Annotated in this window: 15 protein-coding genes and 1 tRNA gene; 13 read left to right on the plus strand and 3 right to left on the minus strand. The window is 70.3% G+C overall.

From position 1 onward, the window contains the following. The first annotated feature begins 12 nt into the window (after window positions 1-12). Both G4Z16_RS14680 and G4Z16_RS14685 read left to right on the plus strand, forming a co-directional pair. Window positions 13-1,563 carry a sensor histidine kinase gene (locus tag G4Z16_RS14680; RefSeq protein WP_197354595.1) on the plus strand — a complete coding sequence of 517 codons (1,551 nt, stop codon included), beginning with the start codon at window positions 13-15 and terminating at the stop codon, window positions 1,561-1,563. A gap of 60 nt (window positions 1,564-1,623) precedes the next feature. Beyond that, window positions 1,624-2,151 carry a hypothetical protein gene (locus G4Z16_RS14685; RefSeq protein WP_197351212.1) on the plus strand — a complete coding sequence of 176 codons (528 nt, stop codon included), beginning with the start codon at window positions 1,624-1,626 and terminating at the stop codon, window positions 2,149-2,151. Window positions 2,152-2,232: 81 nt separating this feature from the next. On the opposite strand, the gene G4Z16_RS14690 is transcribed toward G4Z16_RS14685, so the two are convergent. Then, window positions 2,233-4,482: a terpene synthase family protein gene (locus G4Z16_RS14690; protein WP_197354597.1), complete on the minus strand. Its 2,250-nt coding sequence runs from the start codon at window positions 4,480-4,482 to the stop codon at window positions 2,233-2,235. Between the two features lie 427 nt (window positions 4,483-4,909). Here G4Z16_RS14690 and G4Z16_RS14695 point away from each other — a divergent pair, with 427 nt between their 5' ends. The 5 genes from G4Z16_RS14695 to G4Z16_RS14715 all read left to right on the plus strand — a co-directional run bounded on the left by G4Z16_RS14695 (window position 4,910) and on the right by G4Z16_RS14715 (window position 10,938). After that, window positions 4,910-6,064 carry a tetratricopeptide repeat protein gene (locus G4Z16_RS14695; protein WP_197351214.1) on the plus strand — a complete coding sequence of 385 codons (1,155 nt, stop codon included), beginning with the start codon at window positions 4,910-4,912 and terminating at the stop codon, window positions 6,062-6,064. Between the two features lie 352 nt (window positions 6,065-6,416). Continuing rightward, a complete protein-coding gene (locus tag G4Z16_RS14700) occupies window positions 6,417-7,601 on the plus strand; it encodes an acyltransferase family protein (RefSeq protein WP_246530858.1) in 1,185 nt (394 codons plus the stop codon). 485 nt (window positions 7,602-8,086) lie between these two features. Continuing rightward, window positions 8,087-9,583 carry a M28 family peptidase gene (locus G4Z16_RS14705; protein ID WP_246530859.1) on the plus strand — a complete coding sequence of 499 codons (1,497 nt, stop codon included), beginning with the start codon at window positions 8,087-8,089 and terminating at the stop codon, window positions 9,581-9,583. A gap of 288 nt (window positions 9,584-9,871) precedes the next feature. Next, on the plus strand, window positions 9,872-10,168 hold the full coding sequence (locus G4Z16_RS14710) for a type II toxin-antitoxin system VapB family antitoxin (protein ID WP_028438603.1): 297 nt from the start codon (window positions 9,872-9,874) through the stop codon (window positions 10,166-10,168). Window positions 10,169-10,263: 95 nt separating this feature from the next. Continuing rightward, on the plus strand, window positions 10,264-10,938 hold the full coding sequence (locus G4Z16_RS14715; RefSeq protein ID WP_197351217.1) for a LytR C-terminal domain-containing protein: 675 nt from the start codon (window positions 10,264-10,266) through the stop codon (window positions 10,936-10,938). A gap of 128 nt (window positions 10,939-11,066) precedes the next feature. Here the strand turns inward: G4Z16_RS14715 and upp are convergent, their stop codons facing one another. Then, complete coding sequence (upp, locus tag G4Z16_RS14720; protein WP_197351219.1) at window positions 11,067-11,702, minus strand: uracil phosphoribosyltransferase; 636 nt, start codon at window positions 11,700-11,702, stop codon at window positions 11,067-11,069. A gap of 91 nt (window positions 11,703-11,793) precedes the next feature. On the opposite strand from upp, the gene G4Z16_RS14725 reads away from it, so the two are divergent. The 4 genes from G4Z16_RS14725 (at window position 11,794) to G4Z16_RS14740 (ending at window position 13,589) form a co-directional block, all read left to right on the plus strand. Beyond that, on the plus strand, window positions 11,794-12,084 hold the full coding sequence (locus G4Z16_RS14725) for a hypothetical protein (protein ID WP_246530860.1): 291 nt from the start codon (window positions 11,794-11,796) through the stop codon (window positions 12,082-12,084). 246 nt (window positions 12,085-12,330) lie between these two features. Further along, the gene (locus tag G4Z16_RS14730) at window positions 12,331-12,876 is read left to right on the plus strand and encodes a tRNA adenosine deaminase-associated protein (protein WP_197351221.1); all 546 of its coding nucleotides are present in this window, start codon (window positions 12,331-12,333) and stop codon (window positions 12,874-12,876) included. A gap of 35 nt (window positions 12,877-12,911) precedes the next feature. Further along, window positions 12,912-13,406, plus strand: coding sequence for a tRNA adenosine(34) deaminase TadA (tadA, locus tag G4Z16_RS14735; RefSeq protein ID WP_197351223.1), 495 nt, complete (start codon window positions 12,912-12,914; stop codon window positions 13,404-13,406). Between the two features lie 98 nt (window positions 13,407-13,504). Continuing rightward, window positions 13,505-13,589 (plus strand) — tRNA-Ser (locus G4Z16_RS14740). A gap of 69 nt (window positions 13,590-13,658) precedes the next feature. Here G4Z16_RS14740 and G4Z16_RS14745 read toward each other — a convergent pair. Further along, on the minus strand, window positions 13,659-14,597 hold the full coding sequence (locus G4Z16_RS14745) for an aldo/keto reductase (protein ID WP_197351225.1): 939 nt from the start codon (window positions 14,595-14,597) through the stop codon (window positions 13,659-13,661). A gap of 693 nt (window positions 14,598-15,290) precedes the next feature. On the opposite strand from G4Z16_RS14745, the gene G4Z16_RS14750 reads away from it, so the two are divergent. Next, entirely contained in the window at window positions 15,291-17,642 is a 2,352-nt protein-coding gene (locus G4Z16_RS14750) for an AfsR/SARP family transcriptional regulator (protein ID WP_281393696.1), read from the plus strand. Window positions 17,643-18,219: 577 nt separating this feature from the next. Further along, window positions 18,220-19,647, plus strand: a complete 1,428-nt coding sequence (locus G4Z16_RS14755) for an aspartate aminotransferase family protein (RefSeq protein ID WP_197351229.1) — start codon at window positions 18,220-18,222, stop codon at window positions 19,645-19,647. The last annotated feature ends 47 nt before the right edge of the window (window positions 19,648-19,694 follow it).

Here is a 19,694-nt window from a genome sequence, read left to right on the forward strand (position 1 = left end):
ACGCCCGTGAAGATGAAGCTCTCCACACGCATCGCGCTGGCGGTCGGCGTCACCGTGCCCCTGCTCGTGCTCGCTTCCGGCTGGCTGCTGTTCGCGCTGGTCTCGCGCGACCTGCACGCCGAACAGGACGCGCATCTGCGTGAGCGCGCCGCCGTGGTGAAGAAGGACGCACGGCGGCTGCTGCGCGTCGTCTCATCGGACAAGCCGCGTGCCGAACAGATACGTGAGCGGAGGCTCTACGCGGCGGCCCTCGACGTGGGCATCCGCGTCGTGGGCCCGGACGGCACCTTCTCCGGGGGTCCGCAGCCAGATGCCCGTACGCGGCTGCCCAAGGCCGCGCCGCGCCCCGTCACCGTCCAGGAGCGGGGCAAGGGCACACCGGAGGGCATGCCGCGCAAGCGCAGGGTGGACAGCTGGCGGGTGCTCTCGGTGCCGGTGCAGGGCAAGAGGGCCGGGGTCGACGGCACGCTGTGGCTCTTCTCCCCCGACACCACCGGAAGGGCCCAACTCGCCTTCGTACGGCGGCGGGTGGTGGGCGTCGCGCTTGTCGCCGCGCCGGTCTCGGCGCTGCTGGCGTGGGCCGCGGCCTCGCGTGCGAGCCGTCCGCTGCGGAGGCTGCAGCGGCGCACCAGCGGCCTGGATCCGCGCTCGGACACGTCACGGCTCGAACACACCCCGACGGGGATCACCGAGGTCGACGACCTCGCGGAGACGCTGCGGACGGTGCTCGCGCGCTACGACGAGCAGGCCGGACGCACGAAGCAGGCGCTGGCCACCGCGAGGTCCTTCTCGTCGTCGGCCGCGCACGAACTGCGAACCCCGCTGATGAGCATGCAGACCAATCTGGAGATCCTCTCCACCCATCCCGAACTGGCGGGCGAGGACCGCGACGAGGTCCTGGAGGATCTGCGGCGGGAGCACTCCCGGCTGCTGGGCCTGCTGGTGATGCTGCGGGAGCTGGGGCAGGGCGACCTCGTCGAGGCGGACGCGTTCGGGCCACTGGACCTGGGTGAGGTGGCCGAGGCGGCGGTGGCGGACGCCGGGCGACGGGACCGTACGGCGGCGGTGAGCCTGGCCGCCGCCGAACCGGGACTGACCGTCCACGGCTGGGAGCCCGGCCTGCGCTCGCTGCTCGACAACCTCATCGGCAACGCGCTGACGCACGGGCGACGGAACCTGTACGGCGAAGCAGCGGGCGCCGTCGAGGTCGCGGTGCGCCCGTACGCGTCACCGGCGGGACCCGTCGCGATCCTCACCGTCGACGACGAAGGCCCCGGCATCCCGCAGGAGCAGCGCGCGGCGGTCTTCCAGCGCTTCCGGCGCGGCGCCGAGAGCAGCGGTTCGGGACTCGGCCTCACTCTCGTCGCGCAGCAGGCGGCGCTGCACCGGGCGACGGTCGAGATACGGGAGCGGCCGGACGGCCGTCAGGGCACGCGCGTCGAGGTGCGCATCCCGCTGGCGCCCCGCGAGGCGAGCGCGGCGGACCCGCGGCTTCCCGCACAGCGGGACTGGCTGATCGGGACGGCTTCCGGCTCACAGGGAATTCACAAAGAGGGCCTCTAACGTCCGGGACCGCGCGGGCGATCCGCACTCGTGCCGTCCCGACAAGGAGGAGAGACCGTCATGAGGAAAACGAAGGGAACCGTCGTCGCCCTGTCCACCGTCGCAGCGCTGCTCGCGACGGGCGGTGCCGCCGCGGCGGTCGCCGGCAGCGACGCGAGTCCGGTGTCCGCCGACAGCTCGCAGACGCAGGCCCAGACGGCCAAGGACCGGCATGACAAGGCCAAGAAGCGCCACGGCAAGGCCAAGAAGCGGCTCGCGAAGCACGCGCCCAAGGCCGACGGCGCCAAGGCGCTGTGCAAGCACGCCCCGAAGATCGACAAGCGCATCGACCGCGTCCAGAACCGGCTCGACGGCGGTCTGCGCACGCGCGGGTCCATCGACCGCCTGGAGAAGCGCATCGAGAACGCGAAGAAGGCCGGCCACGGCGTCATCGCCGACTTCCTGAACGACCGCCTCGACGACCGCCGCGAACTCAAGGTCAGGCTGAAGGACCGCGAGGAGGGCCTGAAGAAGGTCCGCGCCTGGTGCGCCACGCAGGACGACGGCAAGAGCGAGAAGAACAGCAGCGGCGAGAGCAGCGACAGCTGACGCGCTGACCGGCCGGTCCACCGAAGGGGGTCGCGCCCGTCCACGCCGCGGGGGGCGGACGGGCGCGGTCCCCTGTTCCGGTCACATCCCCCGCCCCACGGGCTGGGGGACACGGGCCGCCGAGGTGCCCAGGCCCCTCGGGGTGTGTTGCGGGTCGTGGGCGCGCCGGAGGTCCTCCTCGCGGTAGCGGCGGCATCCCTCGTGCCAGACCTTGATGCCCGACAGCCAGTTCTCCAGGTCCTCGACGTACGAGCCGAGGGAGCGGCGCGCGTCCTCGTCGAGTCCGAAGTCGTCGCACAGGACTGGGAGTTCGTGTGCCGCCACGTGCTGGAACTGACGCATCCGCGACGTCATCAGGTCGTGGACGACGCCGAGCGCGGCCGGGTAGTCGCAGTCGAAGAAGTTCTGCACGACGAGGATGCCGTTGTGGATCTCGCCCTCGTACTCGATCTCCTTCTGGTACGAGAAGACGTCGTTGAGCAGGGCCGCGTAGTCGCAGGCGGCGTTCTCCAGCGAACGCATGGTCCCGCTGCGGTGGATCTCCGGCGGGATGCTCCCGCCGTGCGCCAGGCGGCACAGGCTCATCGTCAGGTCCGAGCCGAAGGTCAGGCGCCGCATCTCGATGTAGTCGACGGGGTCGGGGATGCGGTTCTGCGTCTGGTTGGCCAGTTCCCACAGCCAGCTGCCGGTCATGTCCTCGATGGCCCGGCGCAGGGCGCGGCGCGCGTCGGGCGCCATCGGTCCGGCCGTACGGAACCACAGGTCGGCGAGCCCGCGTTCCAGCGCTGTGGAAGACGGCGGGGTCGCGGACGGGTCGTCGAGGGGCATGAACGCGGGGAGCCGGTCGGTGGCGGCCTTGGCGCCGGCCAGGTCGCGGGGGCGTCCGTAGACCACCGGGTAGTAGTCGTCGCCGTACGTGCCCCACGCCAACCATGCGGAACTCAGGTCGAGTTCGTCCGGTGAGGCGTCCGGATGGATGCCCGCGGCGCACAGCGGCAGGTCGTTGTCGATGAGCCGGCGCTCGTCCCACACGTGGGAGAGGGGCACGCCGGGCTGCGGCTGGAGGATGCCCGTACGGTGCGCCCAGTCCACGACGTTGCGCCGCGCCCGCTCCAGGTGCGGACTGAGCCGGGCCGTGAACGGCATGCAGAAATCGGGCAGTTGAGAGGGGCCCACCTGCCGGTACGGGACGTGGGTGAAGCTGCGGACACGGGCGGACTCGGCCCGCGGCGTGGTGCGCACGCCGCTCGCCGCAGCGGGCCTGGCCGCGGACGAACCCAGCCCGCTCGGCCCCAGCCACGGCTCGGGCAGCGGGCGGGACGGGCCGGGCGGCAGCAGCCCGCCGGCGGCAGTCCCGCCGCTCGCTCCCGCGCCGCCCTCGTTCATGTAGCGGCTGGAGCGCATGTGCCACTCGTGGCCGCCCGACTGCCAGTCCTGGAGTCCCTTGACGTACGCGAGCACGCCCGCGCACTCCCTCGGATCGAGTCCCGACTCCGCGAAGAGCGGGGCGAGTTCGGTCAGCGCCGTGTTCTCGAACTGCTGCAGACGCGAGGTCAGCAGGTCGTTGACGGCGTCGGCCGCCTCCTGCGTCGTGCACTCCAGGAAGCGCTCCAGCACGAGCACGCCGTTGCTGTTCTCCCCCTCGTCCTCGACCTCCCGCTGGTACGAGAAGAGGTCGTTGCGCAGATGGACGGCGTCGGAGAAGGCGTCGCGCAGCACGCGCATCGGCCGTGACGCGGCGATCGGTCCCGGCACCTCGGCGCCCGTCACGTACTCGACGAGACCGGCGGACCAGGGCGCGCCGCCCACCTTGCGCCGCATCTCGATGTACTCGACGGGGTTGGGTACGCGGTGCGCGCCGATGTTGGACAGCTCCCACAGGGACTCGCCCAGCAGATTCTCGGTGCTCTCCGCGAACCGGGCCCGCCAGCCGTCCGGCATGCGCGGAACCGTACGGGTCCAAAGGTCCGCCAGACCCGCCTCGACGGGGTTCTCCGGTCCGGGCATCTCCGCGGACAGGTCCATCGGCATGAACTCGGCGAGCCTGTCGAGGTGTTGCTTGCCACCCTCACGGTCGGGGGTGCGCTTGAACCTCTCCAGGAAGTGGTCGTCGAAGAAGAAGACCCACACGTACCAGTCGGTGACGAGCGAGAGGTCGGCAGCCGTGGCGTCGGGATGCGTGTAGGCGCACAGCAGCGCGTAGTCGTGGGCTTCGAGATCGTCCTGGTCCCAGATGCCGGAGCCCTCCAGCATGCCCATCTCGCGCGCCCACGCGGTGGAGTGCGCCCGTGCCTGCTCCAGATGCGGGTTGAGCCGCGCCGGATACGGCATGTAGAAGTCCGGCAGTTGGAAGGGGTTGCCCGCTGTCACCGATGCGCCCCGGCCTTTCTCACGTTGTCTCCCGCGGCCTCGTACGAGGCTGCGCCGCACGCTCTGCCGGGGGCGGCGCCGAGCCCTCCGCGACGCGGCCGGCACACCCCGGTGTGTCCGCCTCCCGCCCCCGGTCGGGCTCAGCACTACCCGACGTCCGAGTGCCGTATCCATTGCGGAAAACAGTCATATAAGCCCACGGACCACTGCCCAAGCGGCCACCAGGGCGGCTGTGCGGGCCTTGCCCAACGCCCTTGATTCGTTTCGGAATTCACATCCGTACCGCTCAACCCGTACGCCCCGCACGACGTCTATACACGCGATGTATACCCCCTGTGTATAGCTGGGCCGGCGATCGGGCCCTCACGGGACCGCGGAAGGGATGGGCATGTACGGCAAGGCATTCGCACCCGAGTACCAGGGCGCTCTCGGGTCACTGTCGGTCAACTCCTCGCTGGCCGACGTACTCGTCCGTGCGACCGAGCAGTTGCGCGCCGCCGAACGGGAGGGCACCCGGCAGGAGGCGGCACGCTGCTCCCTCGCCGTCGCCGAGGCGCACCGGCGGCTCGGCAACACCGGTGAGGCGGACCGGGCTTGGAAGGCGAGCTACCGGACGGCCCGCAGCGCGGGCGACGCGGGCGCGATGGCCTGGGCGGCATGGAGCGGAGGCACCCTCGCCCGCCAGCGCGGCGCGATGCCGCTCGCCCGAAGACTGCTCACCCTCTCCGCCGAACTGGGCGAGCGCGACGGCGACATACTCGCCCGCGGCTACGCGATCGCCGGGCTGGCGGAGACCGGTCGCATCCAGGGCGACTACGAGGCCGTCGACGAGCTGCACGAGCAACTGCTCGCCGAGGCGCGCGAACGCGGAGAGGCCCGCCACATGGTGTGGGCGCTGGAGGGCATCGCCCAGATGCGCCGCAACACCGGCGCCTACGACTCCGCGCTCGCGATGTTCGAGGAGGCCGCCGCCATCGCCGAGGAGGCGGACGACCGCCGGGGCCGCGCCTGGGCGCTCCGCGGCGTCGCCGACCTCGTCTCCGTGCGCGACGGCGACACGGAGCGCGCGCTCGCTCTGCTCTCCGAGGCCGCAGAGCTGTGCCGCGCCATGAATCTCGCCGGCGCGCTCGCCTACAACCACAAGATGCGCGGCAACGTCCTCTACCGGGCCCGCCGTTACTCCGAGGCCCGCAGGATGTACGAGCAGGCGCGCTCGGAGTTCCTCGTCATCGGCGAGCGGCGGGGGGAGGCGCTGGCGCGTCTCGGGCTGATCAAGTCGCACTCCCGTCTCGGCCGTGAGCCCGGCCGTACCTCCGCGGACCTCGACGAGCTGCGACGGGCCCTGGAGTCGATCGGGCTGCACCACGCACGCCGTCTCACGGACGACGCCCGTACGGAGCTCGGACTCGCGCCCGCGGAGGCCACGCCGGAGGCGGAGGCGAGGCGGAAGACGACGGGCGGGGAGCGGGAGACGGGCGGGGAGCGGGAGACGGACCGGCAGCACGGGGCGGACGAGGACGGGGAGAAGGCAGCGGCCGCCTGAGAACTCCGCGGATCCGTCCGCGACCGGGGCCGGTCGGGCGGGAAACTGGGGTTCGGACAACTGGCAGGCACGGAACGGGAGTTCGGGGGAATCCGTATGCCATGACCCTGACACGAGTGCGACGAACCCCCGTTCCCCGGAAGAGACGCACCCGGCCCGTCCCCGTCCGCCCCTTCCACCCTCCGGCCGGCTCCCCGAGAACTGACGCCGCGGACCTTTCGCGCGGTCAAAATGCGGCCGCACAGGGCGAATTGGTGAGCCCGAGCAGCACTATTACAGTGAACCCGATGCTCAGCCCCTCCCCTTTCACCGCTCCTGTCCGCTGTCCCTCACGGCCTCCCAGGGAGGTCCCGTGAGACAGGAACTGCAATCGCGGACAGCGGCCCGGACTCCCCTCCCCCCGGCAGCCGAACCCGCCGCGCCGCACCGCCCGGAGAACGGGGAGGCACGGCACGGCCCGGCACCCGGCAGGCCGCCAGAGGCCGCCGCACCGAAGCAGCCCAAGGAAAAGCAGCGCGACCCGTACTTCGACAACGCCAAGTACCTGGCGATCGTGCTGGTCGCGCTCGGTCATTCCTGGGAGCCGCTGCGGGACGGCTCACGCGCCGCGGGCGCCCTCTACGTCTTCGTCTACACCTTCCACATGCCGGCGTTCATGGTGATCTCCGGCTACTTCTCGCGCAGCTTCCAGGGCAAACCGCACCAGCTCAAGCGGCTGTTGACGGGCGTGGCCGTGCCGTACGTCCTCTTCGAGGTCGCCTACACCCTCTTCAAGCGGTGGGCCGACGACGACCCGACGTACCCGATCAGCCTGCTCGACCCCTGGTATCTGACCTGGTTCCTGGGCGCGTTGTTCATCTGGCGCCTGACGACACCGCTGTGGAAGACGGTGCGCTGGCCCGTCGCCCTCGCCCTCGCGGTGGCCGTGCTGGCGTCCATCTCGCCGGACATCGGCGACGACATGGACCTCCAACGCGTGCTGCAGTTCCTGCCGTTCTTCGTCATCGGGCTCTTCCTCAAGCCCGAGCACTTCGACCTGGTGCGCGGCCGCCGGGCACGGCTGCTGTCGCTGCCGGTGATGGCGGTCGCTCTGGTCGTGGCGTACTGGGCGGTGGAGCGCATGAACGCCGCGTGGTTCTACCACTACAACAGCGCACAGGAGATGGGCGCCCCGTGGTGGGTCGGCGTCATCATGACCTTCGCGCTCTTCGGCTGCTCGATGGTGCTCACCGCGTGCTTCCTGGCCTGGGTCCCGGGCCGCCACATGTGGTTCACGGCTCTGGGCGCCGGCACCCTCTACGGGTACCTGCTGCACGGCTTCGTCGCCAAGGGCTCCCGCTTCGGGGACTGGTACGAAGTGGACTGGGTGCACACGCCGTTGGGCGCGATAGGGGTGACCTGCATCGCGGCCGCGCTGATCACCGCGCTGTGCACACCGCCCGTCCAGCGGGTATTCCGCTTCGCGATGGAGCCGAAGCTGGGGTGGGCCTTCAAGGAGGACGCCTCCGCGGCGGCCCGCATGCGCGTGAGGAGCTGACGAGACAGCAGACCCCCATCGAGGCCCGTACCGCGCAGTCCGCGCTGCGGGCCTCAACTATCCTGCCGGCCGCCGGGCTGTGAGGCGGTTGCCCGGTGCCGAGGGTTCGCGCCTTTCGCGCCTGGTGCGGGACGGCCGGCGGTCGCAAGCCCGGCCGAGCGCCCGTCCGGGGCACGGGCAGGGCAGGGGCAGGGGCGCGGGCCCTGCTCGGCCATCCGGGTCATCGAGGGGCGACGCAGCCGGTCACGGCCAACTGCCGCACATGCGTTCCCTGTTGGCGCCGAGACCGCTAGCTTTCGGTACGACACGTCCGTAACCCGGACATGGCGCACACCGGGCCGGACGCCTCGGGCCCGGGTGTGCCGCCTGCCGCCGTACGCACCGGAAGGACCCCGACTGTGCACGTACCGCCTCGAACAGCCGGTTCGCCCGCGAGACCCGTCACCGGGCCGGGCCGACGGCTCGGACGCCGCTCGCTCGCCGCGGTGGCCGCCACCGCGCTCGCCACACCGCTGCTGCTGACCGCCGCCGCCTCACCCGCGGCGGCGGACCCGTCCGCGGCGGCCAAGGCGTCCGCCTCGGCGGCCGAGAAGGCCTCCGCGGCCAAGGAGGGCGACCGGCTGGCGAAGCAGCTCGTCCGACGGACGGGTGCCAAGGGCGCCATGAAGCACCTCAAGGCCCTCCAGGCCATCGCACGTCACAGCGACGGGAACCGCGCCGCCGGTTCGCGGGGGCACGAACTGTCCGCGAAGTACGCCGGCACGCTGCTCAAGGCCGCGGGCTACGAAGTCACCTACCAGAACTTCGACTTCGTCTACCGCGAGACCCTCGCCGAGAGGATGACCGTCACCTCGCCCGACGAGCGGGACGTGCCGGTCAAGCTGATGACGTACACCAAGAGCACCCCCGAGGGCGGTACGAAGGCCGCCCTGGCGCCCGTCCCCGAGGACGCGGACGCGACGTCGGGCTGCACGGCCGACGACTACGCAGCCGGGGACTTCGACGGCAAGATCGCACTGATCCAGCGCGGCGGCTGCACCTTCGCCGAGAAGCAGAAGGCGGCCGCCGACGCGGGCGCGGTCGCGGCGGTCATCTACAACAACACCGAGGGCGAACTGAACGGCACCCTGGGAGACCCGGAAAGCGGCGTCATCCCGACCGGCGGCATCAGCCAGAAGGACGGCCGTGCGCTCGCCGCCGAGGCCGGCTCGGGCGAGGTCACGGTGAACGTGGAGCTGCGGGAGTTCCAGGAGACGCGCAGCACGCCCAACGTCATCGCGGAGACCCCGGGCGGCGACGAGAACAAGGTGGCGATGTTCGGCGCGCACCTCGACTCGGTGAGCGAGGGCCCCGGCATCAACGACAACGCCTCCGGCTCGGCCGGAATCCTCGAGACCGCGCTCCAGTTCGCCCGTGCCGGCGGCACCAGGAGCGGAGGCGGCCACGAGGGCAACAAGGTGCGCTTCGCGCTGTGGACGGCGGAGGAGGTCGGCCTCCAGGGCGCCGACCACTATGTCTCCGAACTCTCCGACGCCGAACGCGACAAGATCGCGCTCTACCTCAACTTCGACATGATCGCCTCTCCGAACTACGGACTCTTCGTCCACGACGGCGACGACTCCGACGGCGAGGGCTCCGGCCCCGGCCCCGAGGGCTCGGGCCAACTGGAGAAGGACATCGTCGACTTCATCGAGTCGCAGGGCGAGGAGACGCGGGGCGCCGACTTCGACGGCCGCTCCGACTACGGCCCCTTCATCGAGGCGGGCATCCCGGGCGGCGGCTCGAAGACGGGCGCGGAGGGCATCAAGACCGCGGAGGAGCAGAAGCTGTGGGGCGGCGAGGCGGATGCCGCGTACGACGGCTGCTACCACCAGGAGTGCGACGACCTCGACAACATCAACAAGAAGGCATTCGACCTCAACATCAAGGTGATCGCCAACGCCGTCGGGCACTACTCACGGGACGTCAGCGACCTTCCCTGAAGCAAGCGCACGGGCGCGCCGGAGCCCATTACCGGCGCGCCCGTGCACTCCTCGGCGTCCGCCGTCCGGTGCCCGCCCGTGCGATACCTCGTGACCCCTCGCACGGCGCGGGCACCGGGCGCGTGCGCCCCGTCCTGCCCCGGCGCCGCCGCCCGTCCCGGGCCCCTTCGCCCGTCGCATCACCCCCCTATTCGCGTCCGTCCCCGGGCAGCCCACAGCCCCGCCACGTGCACCTGTAAGAACCACGGGAAGCTGCGCCCGGAGCCGCTGGCCCGGTAGGCTTTCCGTGTGATCTTCAAGCGAATCGGAAACGGGCGGCCGTACCCCGACCACGGCCGGGAAAGCACCCGCCAGTGGGCGGACGTGGCCCCACGCCCGGTGCGCCTCGACCAGCTCGTCACGACGAAGGGTCAACTCGACCTCGAGACCCTGCTGGCGGAGGATTCGACGTTCTACGGGGATCTCTTCGCGCACGTCGTGAAGTGGAGCGGCGACCTCTATCTGGAGGACGGGCTGCACCGCGCCGTGCGAGCGGCCCTTCAGCAGCGACAAGTTCTGCACGCACGCGTGTTGGAACTTGACTGACCCGGCGTCAGCGTCGCTAGCCCTTTCAGGGCCACCACGTCACAACCATTGATCATCTAGTAGGCATCGCCCGCATCCCGCACTACTCTGCGCCCATGAGCATGCTGACTCCCCCCGGCATGGGCGGAAAGTACCGCATCACGGGAAATCGCTACCCCCGCATGCGCCGCCCCCGAAACCGTCGCAGGATCGTGCTCGCCTCACTCGCCTCCGTCTGTGCCCTCTCCCTCGGCGGGTGGGGAACGCTTCAACTCATCGACATCTTCTCCGGCGGCACCTCCGCCAACGCCGCCGGCAGCAGCGGAAAGGGCACGGGAGGCGCGGACTGCGCCACCGACGCGAAGGCCGACAAGCGGAACCCGAAGCGTGACGGCAAGAAGATCGACCTTCCCGAACCGGACTCGATCAAGGTCAACGTCCTCAACGCCACGGACCGCAGCGGTCTCGCCAAGTCCATCGCCGACAAGCTCGAGAAGCGCGGCTTCAAGATCGGCGAGGTGACGAACGCGCCCAAGGAGTTCGACAAGAAGGTCGAGAACACCGGCATCCTCATGGGAGCGCCCGGCGAGGACGGCGACGCCCGTCTGAAGGTGCTGGGCACTCAGTTCAAGGATGTCGAGAACCAGTTCGACGACCGCAAGGGCGAAGACGTCGACTTCATCATCGGCAAGGCGTACGAGAAGCTCGCCAAGGAGAAGGAAGCCGATGCGGCGCTGACGGCTCTGAGCGACCCGAAGCCGTCCCCGTCCCGCGGCCGCTGCAAGGACTGACGGCGCGACAGCCGCGTCGGCGGCCGAGCAGCGAGAACGCGGTCGAGGCTCCGGGCGGCGGGCCCGGCGGGCGGTGCAGGCTGGGAACGAGTCGCCCGAAGACGCGGGCGCACGCGCCCGCCGGAGGGTCAGCCCACGGTGCCGTACATCCGGTCGCCCGCGTCACCGAGCCCCGGGACGATGTAGCCGTTCTCGTTGAGGCGTTCGTCGATCGAGGCCGTCACGACCGTCACGGGAGTCCCCTCGAGCTCGCGCTCCATCATGCGTACGCCCTCGGGCGCGGCCAGCAGGCAGATCGCCGTCACGTCGTCGGCGCCGCGCCGGATCAGCTCGTGCATGGCGGCGATGAGCGTGCCGCCGGTCGCCAGCATCGGGTCGAGCACGTACACCTGACGCCCCGAGAGGTCGTCCGGCATCCGGTTGGCGTAGGTGGACGCCTGGAGTGTCTCCTCGTCGCGGATCATGCCGAGGAAGCCGACCTCGGCCGTCGGGAGCAGCCGCACCATGCCGTCGAGCATGCCCAGCCCGGCGCGCAGGATCGGCACGACAAGGGGGCGCGGGTGCGACAGGCGCACGCCCGTGGTGGCGGTGACGGGAGTGGTGATGTCGACCGTCTCGGTACGCACATCCCTCGTCGCCTCATAGGCGAGCAGCGTCACCAACTCGTCGGCGAGGCGCCGGAACGTCGGTGAGTCGGTGCGCTCGTCGCGCAGCGTGGACAGCTTGTGCGCCACCAGCGGGTGGTCGACGGCGTGGATCCGCATGCGCCCGACACTAGCGGAGGCATGAGTACGGCTCGTACTGGCGTACCCCTGCGCGACGGGGGAAGGTGGTCAAGTAGCCGGAGGTGTACAGATGTCCGACTCGCAGAACGGCAGTGACGCCAGGAACTCACGCCCGGCCGGTGACCCCGGCCACGCACGCGACCGGAAGGTGAGCGCGGCACGCAACGCCGCCAAGTCGCGCGACAGCGGCACGGCGGGCGGTGCCCCCGCCACGGAGGCGCGCACGGAGCGCCTGCGCCGCCGGGCCCGCTTCCTGCGCGAGCGCAGCGAGGCGAGAGAGCTGCGCGACAGAGTGCAGCCTCGCCGTACCCGCACCGCGCGCATGCGCCAGGCAATGCGGATGCGCACGTTCCGTTGGTAGAGCGATGATGTGCAGAGCGTGAAAACCCCACAGGACAGACACAGTCAAATCACAACACCTGGTCAAGAATCGGTCACACTGCGTTCTCATCACAAGGTCCGCACAAGAGATCTGCGCAAACACCCGCACGACGCACTGTCGAAGACCCTTCGCACAGCCGCGGTTTCTGCCACGATGCCGATTGGGGCGGGGCGATGTCCTCGTCAGCAGCCATCGGGCACCTCAGAAACCAGTGGGAGAGTCACGGTGTATTTCGCCGCACTGCTCGCGCGCACCGAAGACGGGTGGGAAGCGAGCGACACGGAGCTCGACGATGTGGAGACCCTGGCCGACCTGGCCGACCTGGCCCGGGAGGCCGCGACCGACGACGAGCCTGTGCTGGCCTGCATCGAGCAGGAAGGCGAGTGGTTCGGCGTCGTAAGAGTGGAGGGCGAGGACGACCCGCGTGTCTTCGTCTCGAACGCGGCCGCTGCCATGCGCAGCTCGTACGGCGAGATCCTCCTCTCGGACGAGCTCCTCGGCCGCGAGCCGGAGAACCCCGACGCGCTGGACCAGCTCGTGGACCTGGACGGCACCGAGGACGGTGAGCCGGAGTCCAAGGACACAGCCGACGGCGACGAGACCGGCCCGGAGGGGGCCGAGGGCGCACCCATCGGTCCCCTCGGTGACGCGGGCCTTCTCGCGGACCTCGGAATGGAGGACAAGACGCTGCTCACCCTCGCTCCCGAGGACGCACTGAGCGAGATCGCGGACGCGCTGGGCTGCACCGACGTCCTGGAGGCAGTGCGGTAGCCCGCGCCGCCGCGGGGCGGTAGGAAACTGGCCTCATGACCGACTCTCCCGTGCCCGACCCCGTCCGCGACCGCTGGCGGGAGCCGATGCGCCGCGCCCTCGACGAGGCCGGACGGGCACGGGAGAGCGGCGACGTACCGGTGGGAGCCGTGGTTCTCGGCCCCGGCGGCGAGGTGATCGGAAGCGGTCACAACGCCCGTGAGGCGTGGGGCGACCCCACCGCACACGCGGAGATCATCGCGATCCGCGCGGCGGCGGCCACCCTCCACGGAGAGTGGCGGCTGGAAGGCTGCACCCTGCTGGTCACCCTGGAACCGTGCACGATGTGCGCGGGCGCGAGCGTGCTGTCGCGCCTGGAGCGCGTCGTCTACGGCGCTGTGGACCCGAAGGCCGGCGCCGCGGGCTCGCTGTGGGACGTCGTACGGGACCGGCGGCTCAACCACCGCCCCGAGGTGATCCACGGGGTGCTGGCCGACGAATGCGGAGCACTGCTCAAGGACTTCTTCCGCGGTTCCCCCGGCCCCTGTTGAGGTCCCGCCGCCCGGCTGACGGGACGGCACGGGGTCCCCGCGGCCTCTCCCCCGAACGGATTTCGGCACACGGCACCCGTTGGGCTAGAGTGCGTCTCGGTAGCGTGTCCGAGCGGCCGAAGGAGCTCGCCTCGAAAGCGAGTGAGGGGCAACCCTCCGTGGGTTCAAATCCCACCGCTACCGCTTGTGAAGTGCAACGACGGTGGGCCGGGTCCAGGAGACCCGGCCCACCGTCGTTGTGGGCGTCGTCGCCTATGCGCCGTTCAGCGCCGCCAGTTCGTCCTCGGTGAGTTCGGTGGATGCGCCTACCACGGCCTGCTCGACCTGTTCGACGCTGCTGACTCCGACGATCGGGGTCAGCGCCGGGCTCCCGGAGGCCAGCCAAGCAAGGACCACTTGGCCCGGTCGGAGCCCGCGCGCAGTGGCGACGCGCGTCAGCGCCTCCAGCCGTCGTTCGGTGCCGGGGTGGCGGTACTCGGTCTCGAGCGGGCGGTCGTTGCGGTCGTATCGGCCCAGGAGGGTGGCGGTGTAGACCCAGCCGTCGACCGACGGGTTGCGTCGCAGGAAGTCGAGGCCGTCCGGTGACAGCATTCCCAGCGGGATCGGCTGGCCCTCAACGGCCATGCCGCCGGCGGGCTGGAGGTAGGAGTAGCGCTGCTGGTACGCGCTTGGTTGGGGGTGGCCGGCAAGTTCGGCGGTGGCCCGGATCCGCTCGAGCAGCCAGGACGGGTGGTTCGACACGCCCCAGCGAGCGGTCAGGCCGTCACGGACCAGGCCACCGAACGTCTCGACCAGGTTCTCCACCGGAACGGTCGGGTCTTCGACGTGCGCCCAGTACAGGTCCACAGCGTCCACGCCCAGCCGCTCGAAGCTCTTTGCCATGGCTCCGCGAACGACGTCCTCGCGCAGCCCTTCGAGGTGGTCGGGGAATCCGCCGACCCGCGTGGGCTGGGCGCCGACCTTGGTACTGAGGCGGACGCGAACCCCGGGGTTGGACGCCAGCCAGCGGCCCAGCAGCGCCTCGCTCTGGCCGCCGAAGCCGGTCTCGGACATCCAGAAGCTGTAGTTGTCGGAGGTGTCGATAAAGGCTCCGCCCAGTTCGGCGTACCGGTCGAGGATGGAGAAGGCGGTCCGTTCGTCCACCTTGGTGCCGAAGTACATCGCCCCTAGGGCCATTTTGGGTAATGTCATGGCGCCATCCTCGTTGCTGGAGCACGCTCCAGGTCAAGCTGCGAGTTCACGAGAGCTGCGGATTCGTGGGGCAGGCCGCAGCGTGAACCCAGACTCGTTCCACATGCCGCACGTCGCCGGGCACCCGATGAAGCGCTGGGTCCAACGCGGGCCCCTGCCGTGCCCGCCAGGTGAATCGCCTCGCCCCCGTCCACCACACCTCGATGACCAGTGCCGAGAGCCGGAAAAGATCATCTTCACAGAGGAGTTGAGATCTCCCACGGCATGCCGACGAGCCCGGTCACCCTCCGATTACGAGACAGAACCCGTTGTTGTTCGGTAGGTTCTCCGGGCGTTGTGTCGCTTCGGTTCCGTATTCGGTCGTCCGGGCCGCAGCAGCCCGGGCGGCGTACGTGCCCGGTGTACGGGAGACGCGCGGCACGGGGCAGAGGTGCAGGTGGAGCTGCGCACGAAGTGTGCGAGGGCGCGTGAACGAGCGGGCTCTGCCGCACAGGCGGCGGCCGGATGACCGGAGGGGAGCGGGGCATCGGGACCCGGTGCACGGTCGGCTCCAGTCGCCCGCGGAGCCGGACACAAGCATGAAACGACCGCACAGCACAACTGACCAAACCGGGTGCCGGATCCAGTCGTAAAACACACGGCAGATGTCAGTGCCGGGCAATAAACTGCGACATTTCACGGGGGATCTGCTCTATGCAGTCATCGGTTTCTGCCCCGCCTGCAGAGGCGGCGGTGTGCAAGGAGTTCGACTTCCAGGTACTGGGGCCACTCGAGGTGAGCCACAGACAGCGAGTGGTGCAGTTACCCGCAGGCCGCTTACGTGTGCTCCTGTCGTGCCTGGTGATGTCGCCGAACGAGGTCGTCTCCAGCGACACGCTGATCGATCGATTATGGGCAGACACCCCGGTGGAACGGGCACGCGGCGCGCTGCACACCTGCGTGAGACGGCTGCGCCGCCTGCTCTGCCCCGATCTGGTGCAGACGAGAGCCGGCGGATATGCCCTGCGCGTACCGGTCGAGAGCGTGGACCTGCTGCGGTTCCGGGATCTCGTCCGGCGCTCGGAAGCCGCCGGAAACGACTCCGGCGAGAAGCTGGTTCTGCTGCGCGAAGCTCTGGCGCTCCGTCGCGGCGACCCGTTCGCCGATGTCGCCTCCCCGTGGCTGGACCGCGAGGTGGTGCCCCGGCTGAACGACGAATGGCTGAGCGCCCTGATGTGCCGCATCGACCTCGAGATGGCAGCGGGACGGCACCATGAGCTGATTCCCGAGCTGCGCAAGCTGACGACCGCCCACCCGCTGCACGAGGCGAGCTGGCAGCGTCTGATCCTGGCCCTGCACCGATGCGGTCGCCGCGCCGAGGCCCTGGAGGCGTACCAGCAGGTCCTCGCGATCCTCCGGGACGAGTTGGCGCTCGATCCCAGCGATGAGCTGCGGGACCTGCACCGGTCCATCCTCGACGGCGGCGCGACCGCCTCCCAGGCCGGCGGCACAGGTGAGCTGGAGCCGGTCGCCGGCACGATCGTCCATCCCGCCGCCGATCCACCTGTGCAGTCGCCGCCGATCCGCCCGCAGCAGCTTCCGCCGGGCATCCCCTGTTTCACCGGCCGCACCATGGAGCTCGCCACACTGGACGGCCTGCTGCCCGCCGAACACGGTCAGTCCGCGCAGAAGTCGGCGATCGTCGTGGTCGACGGGGCGGCGGGAGCCGGAAAGACCACCCTGGCGGTGCACTGGGCGCACCGCGTGCGCGACCGGTTTCCCGACGGGCAGCTCTACGCCGATCTCCGCGGCTACGGCATGGGCGCTCCGGTGGAGCCGACCGCGGTCCTGGAGATGTTCCTGCAAGCGCTGGGCGTTCCCGCGCAGCAGATCCCGCCGGAACTGGACGGCCGCTCCGCGCTGTTGCGCAGCACCCTGGCCGACCGGCGGGTGCTCGTGCTGCTGGACAACGCGCGCGACTCCGCGCAGGTGCGTCCGCTGCTGCCCGGCTCGCACTGCCTGGTCCTGGTCACCAGCCGTAGCCAGTTACGCGGCTTGGCCGTGCGGCAAGGCGCCTACCGCGTCGGCCTCAACTGGCTGTCCGTCGAGGAGTCGGTCACCTTGCTCGCCGGTGTCCTGGGCAAGGACCGGATCGCGGCCGAGCCGGACACCGCCGTGCAACTCGCCGGTCTGTGCGCTCATATGCCCCTGGCCCTGGCCCTGGCCGCCGAACGCATCCACCACCTGTCCGGCCCGGGTGACCCGACGGGCCCGGCGGCCGGGCGCTCCGTCCCGCTGCACGACCTCGTCGCCGAACTCGCCGTGGAGCGGGACCGGTTGGACGTGCTCAGTGTGGGCGACGACGAGACCTCAGCGGTTCGCGGAGTCTTCTCCTGGTCCTATGACGCACTCGACACGGCCGCCGCCGGCGCCTTCCGCGTCCTCGGCCTGCACCCCGGGCCCGACATCAGCACCGAGGCGGCGGCCGTGCTCATCGGCGTCGGCACGGACCAGGCGCGGCGGCTGATGGAGGGGCTGGCGGACCGGGGTCTGCTGGAGCGGGCCGGCCGGTACCGCTACCGGTTCCACGACCTGATGCGCCTGTACGCGGCGGAACGGGCCGAGGCGGAGGAGAGCGAACCGACCCGGCTGGCCGCGCTGCATCGGGTCCTGTCCTGGTACATGCACACCGCCGAAGCGGCCGAGCGGATACTCAACCCCGGGCACCAGCACCGTCCGCCCGACCCGCCCGAGGAGGGCTGCGCACCGCTTGCCTTCTCCTCGCACGAGGAGGCGCTGCGGTGGTGTGAGACAGAGCGCGCCAATCTGATGGCCGCTGTCCGGCTCGCCTTCGAGGTGGGCGAGTACACCATCGCCTGGCGGCTACCGACCATCCTGTGGGGCTTCTTCAACCTGCGTAAACACTGGGGCGACTGGATCGAAAGCCACAGAGTGGGCCTCGCCGCTGCGCGGGCACAGGGTGACCGGTACGGCGAAGCCTCGGTGCTGACCAGCATCGGCCTCACACGGTGGGACCAGCGGCGGCTCACCGAAGCGTCGAAGTGACTCGAGGAGGCGAGCCACAGCCTTCGAAGAGCTGGGGGGACTCGAACGGTGCCGGAGCAGGCGATCTTCTCGGTGCGGCAGCGGTCGGCGCAGGCTGGTAACGCCGTCATGCCACTGACACATGTCATGTCGCTGACACACACCTGTCAGCGGCTGCGAGGTTTCTGACAGCGGGCCTGTGCTCAACTGAGGCGTCCGCGAAGGGGAACCGAGCCGCACACCTCCAAGGCATGGCAAGAGCTTGTCCGCGGGGGCGCGGCGCCCGGTCACACATCCCCCGGGCCGAGGGACACGGGAACGGGGGCACATCCAGCCACAGGTACGCGGGGATTTCTCATGCCCGGGGCCGTAACTCTCCGAAGCCGTCCGGAAGACGCCGCGGTGAGAGCGGCGGCCACGGGCGGGGGCGGGGGCGGACGGTAGCCGGGACAACCGGCCTCCCCGGATTCCCGGCCCGTCGAACGGAGTGGCGCCGGGTCCGGAATCCCGCGGACGAGGGCCGCAGTGACAGCGATGGGTCAGGGACATGGCACCTGCGTAGATGTCGGAGCACCCAAAACGTCGATCGGAAGGACCCATGGCAGATCTCATCAGCCTCGAAGAGGCCGAGAAGCTGGACGTCGAGCACGTGCACGACCTGTACCGCACGTACATCAACAAGAGTCAGGTCCGGCTGATGACCTCCTTCGGCTTCGGCCGGGAGCTCGTCGACCACGCCGAGGGCGCCTACGTCCACACACGTGACGGCCGCAGGATCCTGGACTTCACCGGCGGTGTCGGTGTCCTCAACCACGGACACAACCACCCGCGCATCCTCGCCGCCCGCCAACGCTTCCAGGAGCAGCGGCGCATGGAGGTGCACAAGACCTACTTCTCGCCGTACCTGGCGGCGCTGGGGCACAACCTCGCGGCGGTCCTCCCCGGTGACCTGAACCGTTCCTTCCTGCCCAACTCCGGGGCGGAGGCGGTCGAGGGCGCCGTCAAACTCGCGTACAAGTACCACGACGGGAAGCGGCAGACGGTCCTGCGCGCGGACTGCAGCTTCCACGGCAAGCTGCTCGGTTCCGGCGGGCTCACGGGCAGCGCGCAGAACACCTTCGCGTTCCCCACGATCCCCGGCATCCGCACCTTCGAGTACGGCGACATCGCGTCCGTCCGCAAGGTGATCGAGGAGACCCGCGGCGAGCGCGGACGCAGCGACGTGTACGCGCTCCTGATCGAACCGTTCAGCGCGTCCACGATCCGCTGGTGCTCCGAGGAATTCCTGCGTGAGCTGCGTGAGTTGTGCACCGCCGAGGACATCGTCCTGATCTTCGACGAGATCTACACCGGCTGGGGCAAGACCGGCAGCATGTTCCACTTCACCCGGTACGAGGGCCTGGTGCCGGACGTGGTGACGACCTCCAAGTCGTTCGGCGGCGGTAAGTCCTCCGTCTCCGCGTACGTGGCGCGCGAACCGGTCTTCCGCAAGGCCTACGACAACATGGCCGACGCCATGATGCAGAGCACGAGTACGACGTACTACGGCTTCGGCGAGGAGACCGCGACCGCCATCGAGGCCGTCGCCGTGGCGGTCGAGGACGACTACCCGGCACGCGCCCGCGCGCTGGAGGCCGTGCTCCGCCCGGGACTGGAGCGGCTCCGCGAGCGGTACCCGCAGCTGATCTCCGAAGTACGCGGCGCCGGTGCGCTGTTCGGGGTCTTCCTCTCCGGCGGCCCCAAGGTGCTGGACCTCATCGGCAAGCTGCCGGCGGGCGATCTGGCCAAGGACCCGCTGATCCGCACGAAGATCATCACCGCCGCGGTGATCCACACCCTGTACCGCAAGCACGACGTGTACACCTACAACACCCTCAACGGCCGGAGCCCGCTGGTCGTGAGCCCGCCGCTGGTGGCGGAGCCGGACGACGCCGAGCGGTTCCTGGAGGCCCTGGACTCGACACTCGGCGAGGGCATGAACCGGCTGCTCGCCCGCTTCGTACGCGAGCGGGTGAGCTCGTGGTGAAGGACACGGACGCCCCCGACGACCCGCCGTCGCCGGAGAGTTCGGGC

This window comes from Streptomyces bathyalis (assembly GCF_015910445.1).
Classification (GTDB): domain Bacteria; phylum Actinomycetota; class Actinomycetes; order Streptomycetales; family Streptomycetaceae; genus Streptomyces; species Streptomyces bathyalis.